This window comes from Blautia sp. NSJ-175, from assembly GCF_022867815.1.
In the GTDB taxonomy this organism is placed as follows: domain Bacteria; phylum Bacillota; class Clostridia; order Lachnospirales; family Lachnospiraceae; genus Blautia; species Blautia celeris.
Genome location: NZ_JALIFQ010000025.1, coordinates 47,952 through 62,213 on the forward strand (window position 1 = coordinate 47,952; position 14,262 = coordinate 62,213).

Annotated in this window: 29 protein-coding genes and 1 pseudogene; 6 read left to right on the forward strand and 24 right to left on the reverse strand. The window is 42.8% G+C overall.

What is annotated here, in order from left to right; genetic code table 11:
• Positions 1 to 306: 306 nt before the first annotated feature.
• The 21 genes and pseudogenes from MUB35_RS25850 to MUB35_RS25950 all read right to left on the reverse strand — a co-directional run bounded on the left by MUB35_RS25850 (position 307) and on the right by MUB35_RS25950 (position 8,705).
• A complete protein-coding gene (locus tag MUB35_RS25850; protein WP_244807105.1) occupies positions 307 to 747 on the reverse strand; it encodes a hypothetical protein in 441 nt (146 codons plus the stop codon).
• Positions 748 to 845: 98 nt separating this feature from the next.
• Positions 846 to 1,073: a hypothetical protein gene (locus MUB35_RS25855; RefSeq protein WP_244807072.1), complete on the reverse strand. Its 228-nt coding sequence runs from the start codon at positions 1,071 to 1,073 to the stop codon at positions 846 to 848.
• Positions 1,061 to 1,435, reverse strand: a complete 375-nt coding sequence (locus tag MUB35_RS25860) for a Lar family restriction alleviation protein (protein WP_244807073.1) — start codon at positions 1,433 to 1,435, stop codon at positions 1,061 to 1,063. The genes MUB35_RS25855 and MUB35_RS25860 overlap by 13 nt, the downstream gene beginning before the upstream one ends.
• A 22-nt stretch (positions 1,436 to 1,457) precedes the next feature.
• The gene (locus MUB35_RS25865) at positions 1,458 to 1,652 is read right to left on the reverse strand and encodes a hypothetical protein (protein ID WP_118743755.1); all 195 of its coding nucleotides are present in this window, start codon (positions 1,650 to 1,652) and stop codon (positions 1,458 to 1,460) included.
• A 159-nt stretch (positions 1,653 to 1,811) separates the two neighbouring features.
• Positions 1,812 to 2,084, reverse strand: a complete 273-nt coding sequence (locus MUB35_RS25870; RefSeq protein ID WP_244807074.1) for a hypothetical protein — start codon at positions 2,082 to 2,084, stop codon at positions 1,812 to 1,814.
• A 147-nt stretch (positions 2,085 to 2,231) separates the two neighbouring features.
• On the reverse strand, positions 2,232 to 2,435 hold the full coding sequence (locus MUB35_RS25875; RefSeq protein ID WP_244807075.1) for a hypothetical protein: 204 nt from the start codon (positions 2,433 to 2,435) through the stop codon (positions 2,232 to 2,234).
• A gap of 308 nt (positions 2,436 to 2,743) precedes the next feature.
• Positions 2,744 to 3,652 carry a radical SAM protein gene (locus MUB35_RS25880; RefSeq protein ID WP_244807076.1) on the reverse strand — a complete coding sequence of 303 codons (909 nt, stop codon included), beginning with the start codon at positions 3,650 to 3,652 and terminating at the stop codon, positions 2,744 to 2,746.
• On the reverse strand, positions 3,649 to 4,059 hold the full coding sequence (locus MUB35_RS25885) for a hypothetical protein (protein ID WP_244807077.1): 411 nt from the start codon (positions 4,057 to 4,059) through the stop codon (positions 3,649 to 3,651). Before MUB35_RS25885 ends, MUB35_RS25880 begins: the two co-directional genes overlap by 4 nt.
• Entirely contained in the window at positions 4,056 to 4,427 is a 372-nt protein-coding gene (locus MUB35_RS25890) for a DUF551 domain-containing protein (RefSeq protein ID WP_244807078.1), read from the reverse strand. Before MUB35_RS25890 ends, MUB35_RS25885 begins: the two co-directional genes overlap by 4 nt.
• A 2-nt stretch (positions 4,428 to 4,429) precedes the next feature.
• A complete protein-coding gene (locus MUB35_RS25895) occupies positions 4,430 to 4,708 on the reverse strand; it encodes a hypothetical protein (protein ID WP_244807079.1) in 279 nt (92 codons plus the stop codon).
• Positions 4,709 to 4,720: 12 nt separating this feature from the next.
• On the reverse strand, positions 4,721 to 5,080 hold the full coding sequence (locus MUB35_RS25900; protein WP_244807080.1) for a hypothetical protein: 360 nt from the start codon (positions 5,078 to 5,080) through the stop codon (positions 4,721 to 4,723).
• A gap of 53 nt (positions 5,081 to 5,133) precedes the next feature.
• A pseudogene (locus tag MUB35_RS25905) lies at positions 5,134 to 5,451 on the reverse strand (single-stranded DNA-binding protein); the annotation flags it as partial.
• Positions 5,448 to 5,684 (reverse strand): hypothetical protein, encoded by a 237-nt coding sequence (locus tag MUB35_RS25910; RefSeq protein ID WP_244807081.1) that lies wholly within the window; start codon positions 5,682 to 5,684, stop codon positions 5,448 to 5,450. The gene MUB35_RS25910 and the pseudogene MUB35_RS25905, both read right to left, overlap by 4 nt.
• A gap of 10 nt (positions 5,685 to 5,694) precedes the next feature.
• Positions 5,695 to 6,051, reverse strand: coding sequence for a hypothetical protein (locus tag MUB35_RS25915; RefSeq protein WP_244807082.1), 357 nt, complete (start codon positions 6,049 to 6,051; stop codon positions 5,695 to 5,697).
• Positions 6,048 to 6,326 (reverse strand): hypothetical protein, encoded by a 279-nt coding sequence (locus MUB35_RS25920; RefSeq protein ID WP_244807083.1) that lies wholly within the window; start codon positions 6,324 to 6,326, stop codon positions 6,048 to 6,050. Before MUB35_RS25920 ends, MUB35_RS25915 begins: the two co-directional genes overlap by 4 nt.
• Complete coding sequence (locus tag MUB35_RS25925) at positions 6,314 to 7,066, reverse strand: rolling circle replication-associated protein (protein WP_244807084.1); 753 nt, start codon at positions 7,064 to 7,066, stop codon at positions 6,314 to 6,316. The genes MUB35_RS25920 and MUB35_RS25925 overlap by 13 nt, the downstream gene beginning before the upstream one ends.
• Positions 7,067 to 7,426: 360 nt before the next feature.
• Positions 7,427 to 7,861 carry a hypothetical protein gene (locus MUB35_RS25930; RefSeq protein ID WP_244807085.1) on the reverse strand — a complete coding sequence of 145 codons (435 nt, stop codon included), beginning with the start codon at positions 7,859 to 7,861 and terminating at the stop codon, positions 7,427 to 7,429.
• Between the two features lies 1 nt (position 7,862).
• Positions 7,863 to 8,000: a hypothetical protein gene (locus MUB35_RS25935; protein ID WP_244807086.1), complete on the reverse strand. Its 138-nt coding sequence runs from the start codon at positions 7,998 to 8,000 to the stop codon at positions 7,863 to 7,865.
• The gene (locus MUB35_RS25940; RefSeq protein ID WP_244807087.1) at positions 8,001 to 8,282 is read right to left on the reverse strand and encodes a hypothetical protein; all 282 of its coding nucleotides are present in this window, start codon (positions 8,280 to 8,282) and stop codon (positions 8,001 to 8,003) included. It abuts the gene before it with no gap.
• A 24-nt stretch (positions 8,283 to 8,306) separates the two neighbouring features.
• The gene (locus tag MUB35_RS25945; RefSeq protein ID WP_244807088.1) at positions 8,307 to 8,450 is read right to left on the reverse strand and encodes a hypothetical protein; all 144 of its coding nucleotides are present in this window, start codon (positions 8,448 to 8,450) and stop codon (positions 8,307 to 8,309) included.
• Between the two features lie 57 nt (positions 8,451 to 8,507).
• Positions 8,508 to 8,705, reverse strand: a complete 198-nt coding sequence (locus tag MUB35_RS25950; RefSeq protein WP_244807089.1) for a hypothetical protein — start codon at positions 8,703 to 8,705, stop codon at positions 8,508 to 8,510.
• A 98-nt stretch (positions 8,706 to 8,803) separates the two neighbouring features.
• Between MUB35_RS25950 and MUB35_RS25955 the strand changes: the two genes are divergently transcribed.
• Complete coding sequence (locus MUB35_RS25955) at positions 8,804 to 9,130, forward strand: hypothetical protein (protein WP_244807090.1); 327 nt, start codon at positions 8,804 to 8,806, stop codon at positions 9,128 to 9,130.
• Here MUB35_RS25955 and MUB35_RS25960 read toward each other — a convergent pair.
• Together MUB35_RS25960 and MUB35_RS25965 are read right to left on the reverse strand one after the other, a co-directional pair.
• A complete protein-coding gene (locus MUB35_RS25960; RefSeq protein ID WP_244807091.1) occupies positions 9,117 to 9,344 on the reverse strand; it encodes a Thoeris anti-defense Tad2 family protein in 228 nt (75 codons plus the stop codon). The two genes, MUB35_RS25955 and MUB35_RS25960, sit on opposite strands and share 14 nt — an antisense overlap.
• 4 nt (positions 9,345 to 9,348) lie before the next feature.
• The gene (locus MUB35_RS25965; protein WP_243107834.1) at positions 9,349 to 9,594 is read right to left on the reverse strand and encodes a hypothetical protein; all 246 of its coding nucleotides are present in this window, start codon (positions 9,592 to 9,594) and stop codon (positions 9,349 to 9,351) included.
• A 160-nt stretch (positions 9,595 to 9,754) separates the two neighbouring features.
• Here MUB35_RS25965 and MUB35_RS25970 point away from each other — a divergent pair, with 160 nt between their 5' ends.
• The 5 genes from MUB35_RS25970 (at position 9,755) to MUB35_RS25990 (ending at position 13,777) form a co-directional block, all read left to right on the forward strand.
• Positions 9,755 to 10,393 (forward strand): LexA family protein, encoded by a 639-nt coding sequence (locus MUB35_RS25970; RefSeq protein ID WP_244807092.1) that lies wholly within the window; start codon positions 9,755 to 9,757, stop codon positions 10,391 to 10,393.
• Between the two features lie 17 nt (positions 10,394 to 10,410).
• On the forward strand, positions 10,411 to 10,722 hold the full coding sequence (locus MUB35_RS25975; RefSeq protein WP_244807093.1) for a hypothetical protein: 312 nt from the start codon (positions 10,411 to 10,413) through the stop codon (positions 10,720 to 10,722).
• A 27-nt stretch (positions 10,723 to 10,749) separates the two neighbouring features.
• Positions 10,750 to 11,562, forward strand: coding sequence for a DUF4352 domain-containing protein (locus tag MUB35_RS25980; RefSeq protein ID WP_244807094.1), 813 nt, complete (start codon positions 10,750 to 10,752; stop codon positions 11,560 to 11,562).
• A gap of 159 nt (positions 11,563 to 11,721) precedes the next feature.
• Positions 11,722 to 13,338, forward strand: a complete 1,617-nt coding sequence (locus MUB35_RS25985) for a recombinase family protein (protein WP_255786290.1) — start codon at positions 11,722 to 11,724, stop codon at positions 13,336 to 13,338.
• A gap of 25 nt (positions 13,339 to 13,363) precedes the next feature.
• Complete coding sequence (locus MUB35_RS25990; RefSeq protein ID WP_330426591.1) at positions 13,364 to 13,777, forward strand: glycosyl hydrolase family 18 protein; 414 nt, start codon at positions 13,364 to 13,366, stop codon at positions 13,775 to 13,777.
• Here the strand turns inward: MUB35_RS25990 and MUB35_RS25995 are convergent.
• Positions 13,763 to 14,002 carry a hypothetical protein gene (locus tag MUB35_RS25995; protein ID WP_244807095.1) on the reverse strand — a complete coding sequence of 80 codons (240 nt, stop codon included), beginning with the start codon at positions 14,000 to 14,002 and terminating at the stop codon, positions 13,763 to 13,765. The two genes, MUB35_RS25990 and MUB35_RS25995, sit on opposite strands and share 15 nt — an antisense overlap.
• Positions 14,003 to 14,262: the final 260 nt, after the last annotated feature.

A 14,262-nucleotide genomic window follows, 5' to 3' on the forward strand; every position in this document is an offset into this window, starting at 1 on the left:
CCATGTTCTTTACTCCACACCCGTTTTCTTGTCGCTGGTACCGCGGCAATGATACAGACGTTTTGCTTTATACTTATCACTGCCCGGCTCTTATGTCCGTGGCAGCCAAGAGGTTAATGTACTACGGTTCCCCCAGCGGTCGGGTTCGCCTCACTTATAAAATTATATTAAGGAGTGGCGGTCTTTGTGGCTCTACCACAAGGCGCCGCCTGGCCTGATTCAGCCACCGGGCCATGACACCCGGCAGCCTAATAACAAAGAGGATATATGAAAGATAAAGCAATGAACCCATTGGCTCTATTGTTATTATACATGTGCTTTCTGTGCTTTTTGTGCGTTTTTCAAATAATCATCTATTCTTCTGCTTATCCGGCTTCGATCTAAGTGCAGACGCTTTGCGACTTTGGTTTGTGAAGGTTTGACTTCTCCATCAATAAAATACATCTGAAAGATTCTACGTGTTGTACTATCTCTGATTTCACCCACAAATTCCTCTACTTCTTTACACTCCTTTTCCAGCCTCTCCTTGCGCTTAATGTCTCTATCCTGCAGCCTTTCATATCTTTCATAATCAAAACCCATTACCCCTTCTGGGACCGGATACCCTTTCCTGTAATTCAGGATCGTGTCAACACTTATCATAGATTCACTTTTCCAGCGATTTCTCAGGATATATTCCAGTTCTTTTATTTCTTGTCTTTTACTCCTATATGATATCAGCATTTCTTTTGTCATTTTCAATGGCATCACCTCCATGTATCCGTGTCCTGCTGCCACCAGAACATTAATAAATCTCTTCTATTTCCTTCATGATTTTCCCATCCTTCCAATTCCTTTATTTTTTCCTACAGAGTAGTTTCATGGTGTTCCCATCCTTCTAATCCCTTTATTTTTTCCTGAAGAGTAATTTCAGGATATTCTTTTTTTGGGTATCTCTGGTATGTTGCACTGCAGGCACGTCCAGCAACATACAAGTCGTAATACTCCCAAGCCAGCTCAATGTCAATATCCTTGCCTTTTCCAGTCAGGGTAATTTTACTCTTGTCATCGTATTCAATCCTTATTTTCCACATGATTCATCCTCCCAATCTATCCTCTGACCACAATACGGACAATACTTACCTCTCGTACTCGGTCTTAAAACATTTTCGCATTTCGGGCAGACATACCTGTAATAACTGTGATCGCCTATCGACTTATCCCACTCTTTAATAACAGGAGCCGCAACCTCTTTTTTGAGAGCACTTATGACCTCTTCAGTATGGCTGCGGCCATTCCATGCTGCTATTTCCTCTTCTTCCGTTTTCTTTCTTCCTGTTTTTGCCCCGCAGTGGCAGCATATAATCTGATACCGCTTTCCTCTCTTTGTTGGTATCTCTGCAGTAAATTTTTCTTCACACCCGCAAAACGGGAAAGGCTTTAAATCACTTTTCATACATATCTGTCCTCCTATATAGTTATCCCACTGGATTCTTTGGATTTCTTTCCGGCAACTCCCGTAGCGGGCACCATTCTGGCTTACTCCTTAAATCCTCTATATATTTTTGTTTCGCCATACATCTGTACTTAACTGGTTCTGTTGCTTTTGAAAACCAGAAATTACATTTACTGCACTTCTCCGGCATATCCATAATTAACATTGCTTTGCTCATTCAGCACCTCCAATCCTTTCTCTGTATGCTCTCATATAATTTCGCATATACCACCGTTCGCAATCTTTGCAATAGCTATTCCGGCGGTTCTGCTTTTTCATCAGCCGGAACTCTGCTTCCTCTTTTCTGGCTCGGCATATGCTACACATTCTCATCTTGTTAATCCCCATTACCGTTCTTAAGCAACCACTGGAAAACCAGACGGTTTGCCATATGCGTAAATCCTATAATGTCCGTATCATCATCACCAGTTATCGAAGCATACAAGAGATGTACTGCTATAATCATTGCGGTAAAGTCATCTGTAAGGTTCTCCTCTTCCAGTTCTATTTTTGGCATTTCAGCGCCTTCTCTTTCATCTGCATCTAAATATAAGTCTCTCAATGCTGTCACAAACTTTTCTATTCTTTTATCAAATTCTTTTTTGTTCATTTTTATTCCTTTCACAATTCTTTTATCTTTTCACCACAGTTTCATCACATTTTCCCGGTATAGTAATACTCAACAAAGGGCGATAACCTTTTTCATATAGACTTTTCTTTTTCATACTGCCGGGCCTGCTGACCCGGCCCTCCTTTTTTATAGGCTCTTCCAGGCAATTACTTGCCCGTCCTTAATAATTTTTGATGTGTCATAGTTATACCAAACTGCGTTATCCTCCGCATAATATGCAATTATCTCACTCCCATCCTGCAGCAACGCCTTTACATTCACACTGCATTGTTTATATCCTGGATTTCGGAGCGGCATGTCATATGATACACTTACCCACTCGCTCATCATGGCAGCATCCTCCACACTCTATACACTCCGTACAATCTTCCCACATCTCGCAATCCTCATATTCGCAATCCGCATCCGTGTAGCTACAGATACCACACTGATCATGTACACACTCAAAATCATTGCACATAAGTATCTCCTCTAAATATTAATTCTCTATATCGTGAAATTCCTCACAAACATCTGTATATTCTGTTTCCAGCCCGTATGCCTCTGAGTCTTCGCAGGAACATATCCAATCATCCTTGCCTGGTATATGCCATACACAGTTCCCACATTTTTCTCTATTTTCCATTTCTAATTCTCCATTATCCTGTGTAATCCTCAAACCTCGGCGTTGTCTCAAACACCGCCCTCATATTGCACCACCTTTGTAGTTTTCTGGTTATATGCCCTCTGGACAATTTGTTCTTGTCGTACACCATGACGTACGGCCAGTACCCCATGTCCCTAAGAGTGTATATCCTCTCTAAATCCTCCTCATGAGTGCTGTTGTAATTAGTGAGGACATATACACCCATCTTTCGTTTGTCCCACCCAGTAATCTCCTTAAAAGCTCTAAACTGTGGAATAATCTTGTCTCTATCACTGTAATTATCCCACGCAAAATGCACCTGCTTGATTTTCATGTGCTTCAGCATCTCGACCTTGTCATCGGTCATCACCCGGATGTCTAACCCCTGCGAGAAGTCCACCCACGCCTTACTGTCAATAAGCTGTTGGAATAGTCCCTGCCATTCCCTGCATGCCGTTATATTTGGGTCAAGAAGAACTATATTCTTCTGCCCCCGCCAGAACTCCGACAAATCTGCAACCTTGCGGCTGGTTCTCCCCTCCTTGCCTCCCACAATGCAGAATCCACATCCCCTCGGGCATCCCCTGGTTAAGAATCCATAGGCTGTATCATTGGTGTATTGTGGGTACAGGCTGTAATCAGGGTAAATATGCCCGATTTCATCCGGCAGCTCCGCGCCTCCGTCCGGGTAATAGTAACCTGTACCGCCCCGGATAATTTCCTTTGCGTTTACCGGATGTGGATAATCCGGCGAAAACGAAAACACTTTACTCATATATACCCTGTCTGGAATGTCGTACCAGCCTGTGAGGGGATTATACCATTCGACTTGATCGCCGTTCTGCTTATGCCATGTGGATAGTTTCATGATAGACAAATTCGGGAAATTATGCCCGTCAACATCTATTAATCCTATTTTCATGGCATCACCTCCGGGAAATCCAATAAATTCATCTGTCCCTCATCCACATCTCTATTGTTAAGCAAAAGAGTTTCCCATGACCGGCGCATCGGTATATCCGGCTCGCCAAGCCATCCCCATGCATGTTCATATCGTTCTGTGAGCACTTTTGCATATTCTGCTGCATCTTTCGCTGTATAGAACAATGATTTCCCGATCTTGTTTAATGGATATCTATACGGCGTATTGTAACCGTCTGAATCTTTTCCAGTGAGGCATACCTCTGTGTATCCCATCGTGTAAAATCCAGTTACCACAGCATTGCATACAACGTATTCTAATATTGGTCCTGCGTGATTTTTTATATAATATAGGTGCTCATTCACATGGTACATCTGTGTTCCTATTACTGGCCTTTCCCTTTTCATTTTTTCTCCTTATATCTTTTTGGTAACGGCATCCATGCAAGAACCCTTTCTTTTGCGCCGCAATATGTACCCCACATCAGTTTTCCTGATTCATTTGTTAAATAGTCAACATCCCTGAACGTCCCTTCTCCGAAATCATTCACCGCTACAAGGACATCTGTATTAATATCTGGGAGGCTTTCTTCTATTGGTATCCACTCCTGGAACACTTTCTTTTCTATGATCTCCTCAGGTGTAAGCCCTGTGTCCTCATATTTTTTCAGTGCCCAGTATAATGTCATTGCCTCTTCTTTTACCGCTCTTGCATCAATAACTGCCCTTCTCTTCCCTCCGTCTATATATGTATCTGGAACTGTCAATCTCTCCATATCTATTCCTTCCCTTCTGGCAGGTATTGTGGGAATGCAAAAATATCCATCTGTTCCCACGTACATTCCTGCTGCCGCTCCGCCTTTCCTTTTGGCAGATACGGAAAATCAAAGAAATCACATGCAATCCACTGTGGATTCCACTGCCTTGTCCCTCCGGCCTCCCTGTAAAGACTGCAGTAAAATCTTTTGCCCTCCTTGATCAAATTGTCACACTCCGCACAGAGATACTGATGGTTTGTGCCCCCGGAGCGCTTATACATCTCGCTTATTGCTCTCATAACTATTTCCTCCTATCTGTTCCCTTCCAAAATGTGAATTTGTATGAACGAATGCACCTGCTGCCACAAATCCCAACATTTCACCTGTTTTCCATTGTATTTCTTGCCACCTGCTGCCACCCATGAGTTCAGCCAACCGTTCTTAATTGCTGCTTCTATGTATGCCGGTGCCGACAGCTCCAATATGACCGGTTCCCTCATAGCCTTCAGTCCGGCGATCAGCGCTTTCAGTTCCACGGCCTCCCTGGTGTCTCCATGCTCTTTCTCTGCTTTCTTCACGGATTTGTGCTGATTTCCTTTGCTATCCACATAAAGTAGGTTCGCCGTGGCAGATTTTCCACAAATCCGTATACTTATCCTCACTCTTTTCATAGTTTTACCCCTTAGTTAAAAGGCAGGTTTTCATCTATGCCATCTGCCATTCTTTTGCTCTCAGCAAATTCCTGACTTTCCACCACAATATCAGTGGTGTATACCTTATTTCCCTCACGATTTACATAGCTGCCTGTCTGTATCCTCCCGCAGACTGCAACCTTTGTTCCCTGGCGGAAGTATTTCCCTGCAAATTCAGCCTGCCTTCCAAAAGCTACGCACCGGATGAAGTCTGCGGTTGCTTCTCCTTCTTTTTTTCTGGCCCGGTCGACAGCGAGCGTGTACCTTGTGATCATCATGGAGTCATCTCCCTGTGAATATCTTGTATCTGGTTCCCTGGTCAATCTCCCGATCAAAATTACTTTATTCATTTTTTCGTACCATACCTTTCATGGAGCTTGTCCCACTCTGCAAGCAGTTTCGGCGGATAACACCCCTCTTTTTTATCTACTCTGTAATCTATACCCCACTTTTTCATGTAATCCCGCACAGTTGTAGGGCTTGTCCCCACAACCTTTGATATCTGCAGTGCGCTTTTACCGGCCAATGCAAGCCTGCGCATCTCCTGTATCTGTTCCTCGCTTAGTCTCTGCCCTAATTTCATATTCTGCCTCCTATAAAAAATCCTCATGGAAAATCTTCATGAACTCCTCATGCGAATGTTCCATTTCATACGCCTGCTGGCACATCCTTTTCAGGATCTTGTCATAATTTTTATTTTCATGCACAGCTTCTTTTCCGGCATTATGGTGCCTCATGCATAAGTTCACTTTGAATCCATGGGCTTCACTTATCTGTCTCCGCCCATTACCATAAAAGATATGGTGATCATGTACCGGTTTCTCCCCGTAATCACTGTCCAGCAACATACAAAGAAAACACTGCTTACAGGTCTGGTCCTGCATGATACTTTTCCCGTGTTTCTTCTTTTTCTTCGCTTTCCCTGGTTTTGGATACATTAACCCGCTCATATCCAGCTCTCCACGATTTCCGGTTCATCCCCAGGCGCACGCTGAAAGAATTTGCTGAACCCATTTTCTATGATTTCCTGCCTACACTCCTCTACAGTACGTCTGATCACGCACAATGAAGTTGACCTTCCTGATCTCCGGTCGAATATTCTGATCACACATCCTTCCGGGCAGGCTGACGGATGGCTATAGATCACTGCCATTGGACACGGCACTACCTCCCTATCAAGCTCTCCCAGACTGTCAATGATTTTATAAGCTGTCAATCTTTGCATCTCTTCCTCCCTTTCCGTTCCGGCTGCAGGCGGAACATGGTGTAATGTCTGTATTTTTTACCAGTGATCGGGTTAATCCCCTCAACCATGGATTCCTTGTCTATATACCACCCTTTAGGTGCTTTTGCTTCTCTCCACTTCCTGCCGCGCCATTTCTTCACTTTTGGTTTTGGCTCAACAAGGTTCCTGGACCGCGTATACCTTTTCAGGGTTTCCAGCTCCCATTCTTCAAGCGGTTTCGTGATGTATTCGGCAAGGTCCTTATATCCTCCCGCCTCATACAGAGGCTTGTAATTGATATGGCCCTTTTCCCAACACTCTGAAAGTATGGTATCTGTTCCATATCCTTCACCGCTGATCCGGTTCAGCAAGATATGGATGTGTGGACCGCCTTTCTCTCCGATCGCCATGCGCAGGATATATTTAAGCTCCTTTCCATGCCTCCTGTATTCCTGCCTCAGCTTTCTGATGGTCTTTGACATATCCTTTCTCATTTCTTCTGCAGATGGGCGTTTCCCTTTTTGGTATGTCACTGTTGCCCATGTATCATTTCTTCCAAAATTCTCTTTTATAAGGCGGCGCACCTTTTTCTCCCGGTTCTTCTGGTTTTGCCTCTCTATTTCCTCCTGTGTGGCCTTCCGCCGTTTCACCCGCGGCATCCCTGGTGCCCCGTATCTACCGGTATGCCCTTCCTCAACCTCAATGCTGTCATGGAAATACCACGTCTTTTTTATCCTCACGCTCTCACCTCTGTTCCAAGTCTAATATGCTTATCAAGCTCTTTATGGGGATTCCCACCCCATGTAACTTGACAACAAATGATGGATGCAGTAATATAGTTATGTAAACTTTTTTGTATTACCACTTCCAAGGGGCAGGCACCGCAAATGCCTGCCCCTTATATAATCCTTTTAAATTGTGTCACACTGTCCCGGCGGTGCCGGAACTCCCTGCGAGCCGTGAACCCATCTTTTCCGGCACGGCAGCCTCTAAACTGATCTGAAAGCTGAAATGATTCCAGCGTAAGAGTCGTTAGACCATATCTTTCCTTCACATGTTCTATTTCCCTGAATATGGGTTCCACGTCCGCCTGTATGCTGCTAAAATCCTTCTGATTCAATCTGCAGATACACCTCTTTCGTTTCCTGGTTATAAAGCACATACATGCTTTCCCCAGTCTTATCCGTGATCTTTGCTTTTGCGTCATCTAAAAAATGTATTTTCATGGTCCCATAGCCGAAGTTGCTATTTACCCATGTTTTAATCAAAAATTGTCCGATAGTTCCTGTCATTGACATATCCTCCTGTCTTTTTGTATAATGGTCTTGTGTTATTTTGCTTTTGGTCCCGTTTAGTTTGGTCGCTGACGGGACCCTTTTCCTTTCTTCCGGCTTGTCCACCAAATCCATATCCTCCAGGCACCAGGCCAGGACAACAGCTTTGATGTTATCCTCTGTATTGTTGCTCCGGCTCAACTCCTTAATGATCGTGAGCATTTTATTGATTTTATCCTCTTCGACAAGCTTCACCTCCATATCACACCTCCATAATCTCCCTGAACGCCTTTACCGCTCCCCTGGATACCGCTGCACCTACAACGAAAACCACAATGGACCATAAAGGCAGTTTGTAAATCATGAGAATCAAAATGAATGAAATCAAAGCATGTACCATTTAAAACTCCTCTCCTGCATCATCGTTCGGCGCACTGCCAAACACCTCCTGCTGTGGCTCTATATCTCTCCACTCCGCAAGGCCTCTGATCGGTTCATAACGATAATACTCCTTGTCTCCCAGAATGATTATCGCGTAATCCCCAATACGGACATTTGCATCTTTTTCTGATCTGCAATCCAGACTTATTGTCTGTCCGGTCATTTTTGACAGCTCCCTTAGTTCTCTTGCAATATTTCTAAGATGTATTACTATATCGCCATCGGTTTTCAGTTTTTCCATGGTTGTCCACCTCACTTTCCGCCATCAGGCGGTTTTCTCCTTTGAGTTAAGATGCTGGAATGCTGTTTGTGCTATGATATCCAGTATCGTTTTTACCTCTTCCTCTGTTTTGCAGCAGAAATCATCATGAATCCTGCAGGTTGTTTCTCCGTCTTTAATCACTTCCATACATTCACCCCCTTGATACAATATGCAGTAATACTTGTCTTTGTCATACCAGAGATTCTATTTCAGAAGGTCTGTCAGATTTGGAGTAAGCACTAAGTTTTTATGTATATCAGCAATAATATTGTTTATAATCTCTGGTGCATTCATTTCGATTATTTTAAGTTGCTGCACTGTGAAACCTTTTTTGGCCAAATACTTTATGAATGCTCTAAACTCTTCCAGCGCAGCTTCTCTTTTTTCTTTGTTTTCGCTCATTCTTTCATGCTCCTTTCTGATTGACTTTTCCTATCTATTCCCCTATTCTTTAATTACAGGCCCCTGCCAGGGCTGAGTATTCTAAGGAGGATAAAACTATGTTGACAAATGATGACAAAACTATTTTGTACGAACTATATACAGAGTACCGGCATCGCCGTTCTGCGGGTATGTCCAGAGAAAAGTCTTGTGATTTTAAATCCTGTGAATCCATTCACGATAACTTTTTCCCCGATATTCCCATTGACGATGTGGATTTTTCTTTACGCGCATTATCCCGAAACGGTTATGTAAAATGTTTTTATGGAAGTAATGAGATATTAGAATGTCATTTAACTAATAATGCTGTAGCTTATATGGAATCACTTCCAAAAGAAACATTCTTAACTGTTATCGAATTTGTTTCCAAATTTATACCATGGTAACTTCCCAGTCATCAGCCATGAGATCATCGGCAGTCGGGTTCCAAAATCTTGACTGCCGCTTCTCATTATCTCCTATAATCAATATCACACAGCAGTCATAACTATTTGTTGGTTTTATTAAAACTTTACTTTCCAACATCCCAGAATTTACGCTTTTCCTTCTGATGTATTTATTTTCTGGTAACGCCTGTTTTACTGCATCATATATATTCATCTTCTCATGCTCCTTTTCTTTTTGATGATTTATAATCATCTTTCTTAGCAAAAAAAATTTCTTCCTTTTCTTCCAGTGAGTAAATATCTAATAATTCGCACAATGCTGAAACTTCACTTGTTTTAAATTCCTGCTTATTATTTACCTTCAGTTGGAATCCATACGCTGATAATCCCAGATAATCAGCAACATATTTCATTTTTAGTCCTTTGCTTTCAATCAAACTACGAAGCTTTTCTGAATTAGTCAATTTATCACTCCTTTCTTGATGATTTTAAATCATCTATCCACACTATAGCACCGGAATGATTTAAAGTCAACTATTTTTTCTCTATTCGCCAAATATTATTGATTTTAAGTAAACATTATGTTATATTAGTATTATCAATATAAGGAGTTCGGTGGTGAGTATGGCAGATATAGGTAAGAGAATAAAAGAAAAACGTGAATCCCTGGGCATGACTCAAGAAGAATTAGCTCAGCGGTTGGGATATAAAAACAAATCTTCTATTGCTAAAATTGAAACTGGCACCAATGACATTGTGCAAAGTAAAGTTGTTGAATTTGCAGACGTTTTAGACACAACCGTTGCCTATCTCATGGGATGGGATAACAATGTTCGTCCTATTGATAATCCATCAAAAGAAAAGAAAAAAGGTGTAACTATTCGGGTATTGGGGCGTGTAGCCGCAGGAATCCCGATTGCGGCCATAGAGGAATGTATTGATACTGAAGAGATCACAGAGGACATGGCTGCAACAGGTGAATTTTTCGGTTTAAAAATCCATGGAGATAGCATGGAACCAAAATTTTCCGAAGGTGACGTTGTTATTGTCCGTCAACAGGACGATGCGGAGTCCGGTGATATTGTCATAGCTACTGTTAACGGGGATGAAGCCACTTGTAAAAGGCTCCGTAAATACCGTGACGGAATAGAACTGGTTTCAAGCAATCCCAGTTATGAGCCTATGTTTTTCAGTAACACTGATATTATTCAGAAACCAGTTCGTATTTTAGGCAGAGTTGTAGAATTGCGTGCAAAATTTTAAGAAAGCGAGGTGTTGGAATGACATACAAAGAATTTTTAGAATATCTTGAAAATAACTTTGATGGTTATGAAGTCTTTATGGAAAAGGCTGCTGCATACCAGCAATCCAAAAATCAAAAAAGACCGGCAAAGAGCCGCTGGAACGAAAATAAAGTACAGAAGGCCACAAACGAAATGTGGAAAAAATCCATGCAGCCATTATATGACAACTTGAAACGTGAAATAAAGTCCAGTATCTCATATAAATGGACGGAATATATTGAACAGCATGAAGTACTGGAAGGTCTGCGTGATGCTATGGCAGACCTCAGCTTTGATGAAGCAAGTTAAATAAATACTGAAAAGGGGGGATAGCCTATGTCACTGATCAAATGCCCCAAGTGTCAGAATGTGGTTTCTGACAGGGCGAGTGTATGCCCGCACTGTGGACGTAAAATGAAAATTGCGCTCCACTCCTATTGTGCCGAATGTGGTGCTGAACTGGGTGAGAATGATAAGGTGTGCAAAACCTGTGGTTTTCCAGTAAATAACAACATGGTCCACAAGCGGAAAAAAGGCGGATGGAAAATAGTCCTTTTATGCTGCATACTCTCAATCATCACGTCACTTTCTACATGTATTGGAGCTGCTTTACTATTTGTTAATGGTGTTGCTAAAGCAAATGGTATGGGTTCTATTTTCTCGTCTGACAAAAAAGATATCTTGAATTTCGACTCAGACGAAGAAAAGGACGAATCATCCAAAGATAAAACCTCCACGCCTGACAAAACTGAATTTTTACCGGGCGAAGTAGCGGAGTATAAAAATGTTCAGATGTCCGTGCTCAGTCATGTTCTTTCATCGGGGAATGAGTTCGGGAGTCCGACTGATGGACATGTTTTTGTATATGTCAATATTGAAATTACCAACAACTCAGAAGAAGAAATAACCGTCAGCAGCATTGCCAGTTTCGACGCATATTGTGACGATTATAAACTGGATTATAGCTCAAATGCTTTAATGGCTGCTGCCGACAATATGCAACAGTTGGACGGCAATATATCTCCTGGGAAAAAATTAAATGGATACCTGGGGCTTGAAGTTCCTTCCGACTGGAAAACAATAGAGATCAATTATAAAGATAATGTATGGTTAGGTTCTAATTTTAAATTTACGATCACAAATAATTAATAAAAAGCCGCCCCAGTGCTGGTAACACTGGAACGGCATCACAGGCCGGGGCCTGTATAATATATCACGCAAACATATTATACCATTGTTACCCCGGTTTTTCAACTGGGGTATTTCTATACCCTTTTCTTCGTATACTCAAAAAAGGGAGTGATTACAATGGTCAAAAACATTGATGAATATTATGTCTATTTAAGAAAAAGCCGGAAAGACAGGGATGCTGAAATGAGAGGCGAAGGCGAAACCCTTGCCCGCCATGAAAAGCTATTACTGGAATTTGCATCCAAACATCGTTTGAATGTAACAAGGATTTATAAGGAGGTGGTATCCGGTGAAACCATATCCTCCAGGCCTGAAGTCAAGCGCCTGCTCCATGACATTGAAGACGGGCACTGTGCCGGGGTTTTGGTTATGGAAATAGAAAGGCTTGCCCGTGGTGATACAAAAGACCAAGGAATTATCGCAGAATCCTTTAAATACAGCAACACTAAAATCATCACACCCATGAAGACTTACGACCCCAACGATGAATTTGACGAAGAATATTTTGAGTTTGGGTTGTTCATGAGTCGGCGCGAATACAAAACAATTAATCGCCGCATCCAGCGCGGGCGCATAGCATCCGTGCAAGAGGGCCGTTTTATAAGTAGTACAGCCCCTTATGGTTATAACAAGGTAAAAGCCCCTGATGGGAAAGGCTATACGTTGGAAATAGATATAGCACGTGCAAATGTTGTCAGAATGATTTATGAATGGTATACAACCGGTCTGCCTGACGAATCCGGGATGCGCCGACCCCTGGGAGCTACTGCGATCTGCCGCAAGCTTGATTCACTGCATATAAAACCCATGGTGAATGAAACATGGTCAAAGGCTTCTATAACTGATATTCTTAAAAATCCTACCTATACCGGAAGAATCCGCTGGTCTTACCGGAAGGAAGTGAAGAAGATCGTGGACGGCTCCATTATTAAAACAAGGCCCGACAATCACGATGATTATATTCTCGTCGACGGTATGCATGAGGCTATTATAACGGACGAAACATTTCAAGCGGCACAGCTTATGTTTTCCCAGAATCGGAAGACACCGCTTAAACTTAGCACCCGTCTGCAAAACCCTTTATCTGGCCTTGTCCGATGTGGAGTTTGTGGCTGCACAATGACACGCCTTGCACCTACTTCTCGCACGCCCTACGCGGCCTTAAAATGTAGCAATCGTTACTGCAGCAATGTATCCAGTCCTCTATATCTTGTCGAAAAGAAACTGCTTTCCTTCCTGGACGAATGGTTAAAGGACTATTCGCTTGACTGGAGAAAATGCAGTGCATTGATTCCTTCCGACACTGATCTGAAAATAAAAGAACAGGCGATATCGTCCTTGAACGAAACTCTTGCCTCTTTAAAAGAACAGTTGAACAAAACGTATACCTTTGTGGAAAAAGGAATCTATACTACGGATGTTTTTTTGGAGAGAAACAAAGCGCTCACAGCGCAGATAACTGCTGCAGAAAATGACTTATCCTTGTTACACGATGAATATAACAACGATCTGTCTGTCCAGCAATCCCAAAATGAATTTATCCCAAAAGTACGCGGAATTATAGACACATACTGGGAGATTGATGATATCCAGACACGAAATGAAATGCTCAAAGAAATCATAGAAAAGGTTGAATATAGAAAGGACGTACCCAATACGCGGGGGAAACGTGAGAACGCAAACTTTATCCTTGACGTTTATCCTAAAATCCCCCGCAAATCACCATTATCTTGAATGGGGGTAAACCTACGGGCCGCCTATGGCCGTAGCTCCTATTCCATCTGTGAGACGTGTCCTTGAATACGCGGTGACAGAGATCCCTCCGGAGAAGATATCTATGGGCATACCAAATTACGGATATGACTGGCCTCTGCCCTTTGTCCGGGGCGAGACAGCCGCCGTGAGCATTGGCAACCAGGAAGCCGTGGCTATTGCTGCCGCCAACAACACGGTCATACAGTACGACGAAGTCTCGCAGGCACCGTTCTTTGAATATGAGGCCCAGGGCATATCCCATATTGTATGGTTCGAGGACGCGCGCAGCATCCTCGCCAAATTTCAACTGGTAAAGGAGTTCGGATTTCCCAGAGTGGATTACTGGCAGCTCATGCGGCCGTTCCGTCAAAACTGGCTGCTTCTCTGCACTGAATTCTCGCTGTCAAACCCTGCTTAAACAATTGCAGAGATACCGGCGGGCCGCCTGGGCAGATCGGAAGTACGGTGTTTTTCCCCCCAGAATATATCCGGCAGCCTCCTCCCACTCTTTCAGTGAGTATTCTTCTGAAGATATTCCGCGTACGGCATCATAGATCTTCCCCCTGCTGATATAGCCGTGCAGGTCCGACAGCATTGCTGTTCCGCTTTCCCTTGCCAGTCTGTCCAGTAAATTCTCCTTCACGCCCCGCACCTCCTCTGTCTTTCTTCATAAAAACCACATAATGGTGGTTATGTGGTCACAACTCTGAAATCCAGACTTCTGTGCCTCCCGCTAAAGATAACAATCATGAAAAAAGACACAGGAAATAAACCGGCGCTGTCGCAGAGATGCCTCCGGTTTATTCGCTGTGTCTTTTCTCATCTTACCCCGTATAAAATGTTGTATTTTAAACGGAAGCATGATAAAATTGCTATGTATTCAAGTTGAAATCATAAGTTCAT

What these genes read in the sequence shown, in the direction of transcription:
- MUB35_RS25850 (WP_244807105.1), bottom strand. Translation starts at nt 747, where the DNA reads ATGCCATTGAAAATGACAAAAGAAATGCTGATATCATATAGGAGTAAA.
- MUB35_RS25855 (WP_244807072.1), bottom strand. Translation starts at nt 1,073, where the DNA reads ATGTGGAAAATAAGGATTGAATACGATGACAAGAGTAAAATTACCCTG.
- MUB35_RS25860 (WP_244807073.1), bottom strand. Translation starts at nt 1,435, where the DNA reads ATGAAAAGTGATTTAAAGCCTTTCCCGTTTTGCGGGTGTGAAGAAAAA.
- MUB35_RS25865 (WP_118743755.1), bottom strand. Translation starts at nt 1,652, where the DNA reads ATGAGCAAAGCAATGTTAATTATGGATATGCCGGAGAAGTGCAGTAAA.
- MUB35_RS25870 (WP_244807074.1), bottom strand. Translation starts at nt 2,084, where the DNA reads ATGAACAAAAAAGAATTTGATAAAAGAATAGAAAAGTTTGTGACAGCA.
- MUB35_RS25875 (WP_244807075.1), bottom strand. Translation starts at nt 2,435, where the DNA reads ATGATGAGCGAGTGGGTAAGTGTATCATATGACATGCCGCTCCGAAAT.
- MUB35_RS25880 (WP_244807076.1), bottom strand. Translation starts at nt 3,652, where the DNA reads ATGAAAATAGGATTAATAGATGTTGACGGGCATAATTTCCCGAATTTG.
- MUB35_RS25885 (WP_244807077.1), bottom strand. Translation starts at nt 4,059, where the DNA reads ATGAAAAGGGAAAGGCCAGTAATAGGAACACAGATGTACCATGTGAAT.
- MUB35_RS25890 (WP_244807078.1), bottom strand. Translation starts at nt 4,427, where the DNA reads ATGGAGAGATTGACAGTTCCAGATACATATATAGACGGAGGGAAGAGA.
- MUB35_RS25895 (WP_244807079.1), bottom strand. Translation starts at nt 4,708, where the DNA reads ATGAGAGCAATAAGCGAGATGTATAAGCGCTCCGGGGGCACAAACCAT.
- MUB35_RS25900 (WP_244807080.1), bottom strand. Translation starts at nt 5,080, where the DNA reads ATGAAAAGAGTGAGGATAAGTATACGGATTTGTGGAAAATCTGCCACG.
- MUB35_RS25910 (WP_244807081.1), bottom strand. Translation starts at nt 5,684, where the DNA reads ATGAAATTAGGGCAGAGACTAAGCGAGGAACAGATACAGGAGATGCGC.
- MUB35_RS25915 (WP_244807082.1), bottom strand. Translation starts at nt 6,051, where the DNA reads ATGAGCGGGTTAATGTATCCAAAACCAGGGAAAGCGAAGAAAAAGAAG.
- MUB35_RS25920 (WP_244807083.1), bottom strand. Translation starts at nt 6,326, where the DNA reads ATGCAAAGATTGACAGCTTATAAAATCATTGACAGTCTGGGAGAGCTT.
- MUB35_RS25930 (WP_244807085.1), bottom strand. Translation starts at nt 7,861, where the DNA reads ATGGAGGTGAAGCTTGTCGAAGAGGATAAAATCAATAAAATGCTCACG.
- MUB35_RS25935 (WP_244807086.1), bottom strand. Translation starts at nt 8,000, where the DNA reads ATGGTACATGCTTTGATTTCATTCATTTTGATTCTCATGATTTACAAA.
- MUB35_RS25940 (WP_244807087.1), bottom strand. Translation starts at nt 8,282, where the DNA reads ATGGAAAAACTGAAAACCGATGGCGATATAGTAATACATCTTAGAAAT.
- MUB35_RS25945 (WP_244807088.1), bottom strand. Translation starts at nt 8,450, where the DNA reads ATGGAAGTGATTAAAGACGGAGAAACAACCTGCAGGATTCATGATGAT.
- MUB35_RS25950 (WP_244807089.1), bottom strand. Translation starts at nt 8,705, where the DNA reads ATGAGCGAAAACAAAGAAAAAAGAGAAGCTGCGCTGGAAGAGTTTAGA.
- MUB35_RS25955 (WP_244807090.1), top strand. Translation starts at nt 8,804, where the DNA reads ATGTTGACAAATGATGACAAAACTATTTTGTACGAACTATATACAGAG.
- MUB35_RS25960 (WP_244807091.1), bottom strand. Translation starts at nt 9,344, where the DNA reads ATGAATATATATGATGCAGTAAAACAGGCGTTACCAGAAAATAAATAC.
- MUB35_RS25970 (WP_244807092.1), top strand. Translation starts at nt 9,755, where the DNA reads ATGGCAGATATAGGTAAGAGAATAAAAGAAAAACGTGAATCCCTGGGC.
- MUB35_RS25975 (WP_244807093.1), top strand. Translation starts at nt 10,411, where the DNA reads ATGACATACAAAGAATTTTTAGAATATCTTGAAAATAACTTTGATGGT.
- MUB35_RS25980 (WP_244807094.1), top strand. Translation starts at nt 10,750, where the DNA reads ATGTCACTGATCAAATGCCCCAAGTGTCAGAATGTGGTTTCTGACAGG.
- MUB35_RS25985 (WP_255786290.1), top strand. Translation starts at nt 11,722, where the DNA reads ATGGTCAAAAACATTGATGAATATTATGTCTATTTAAGAAAAAGCCGG.
- MUB35_RS25990 (WP_330426591.1), top strand. Translation starts at nt 13,364, where the DNA reads ATGGCCGTAGCTCCTATTCCATCTGTGAGACGTGTCCTTGAATACGCG.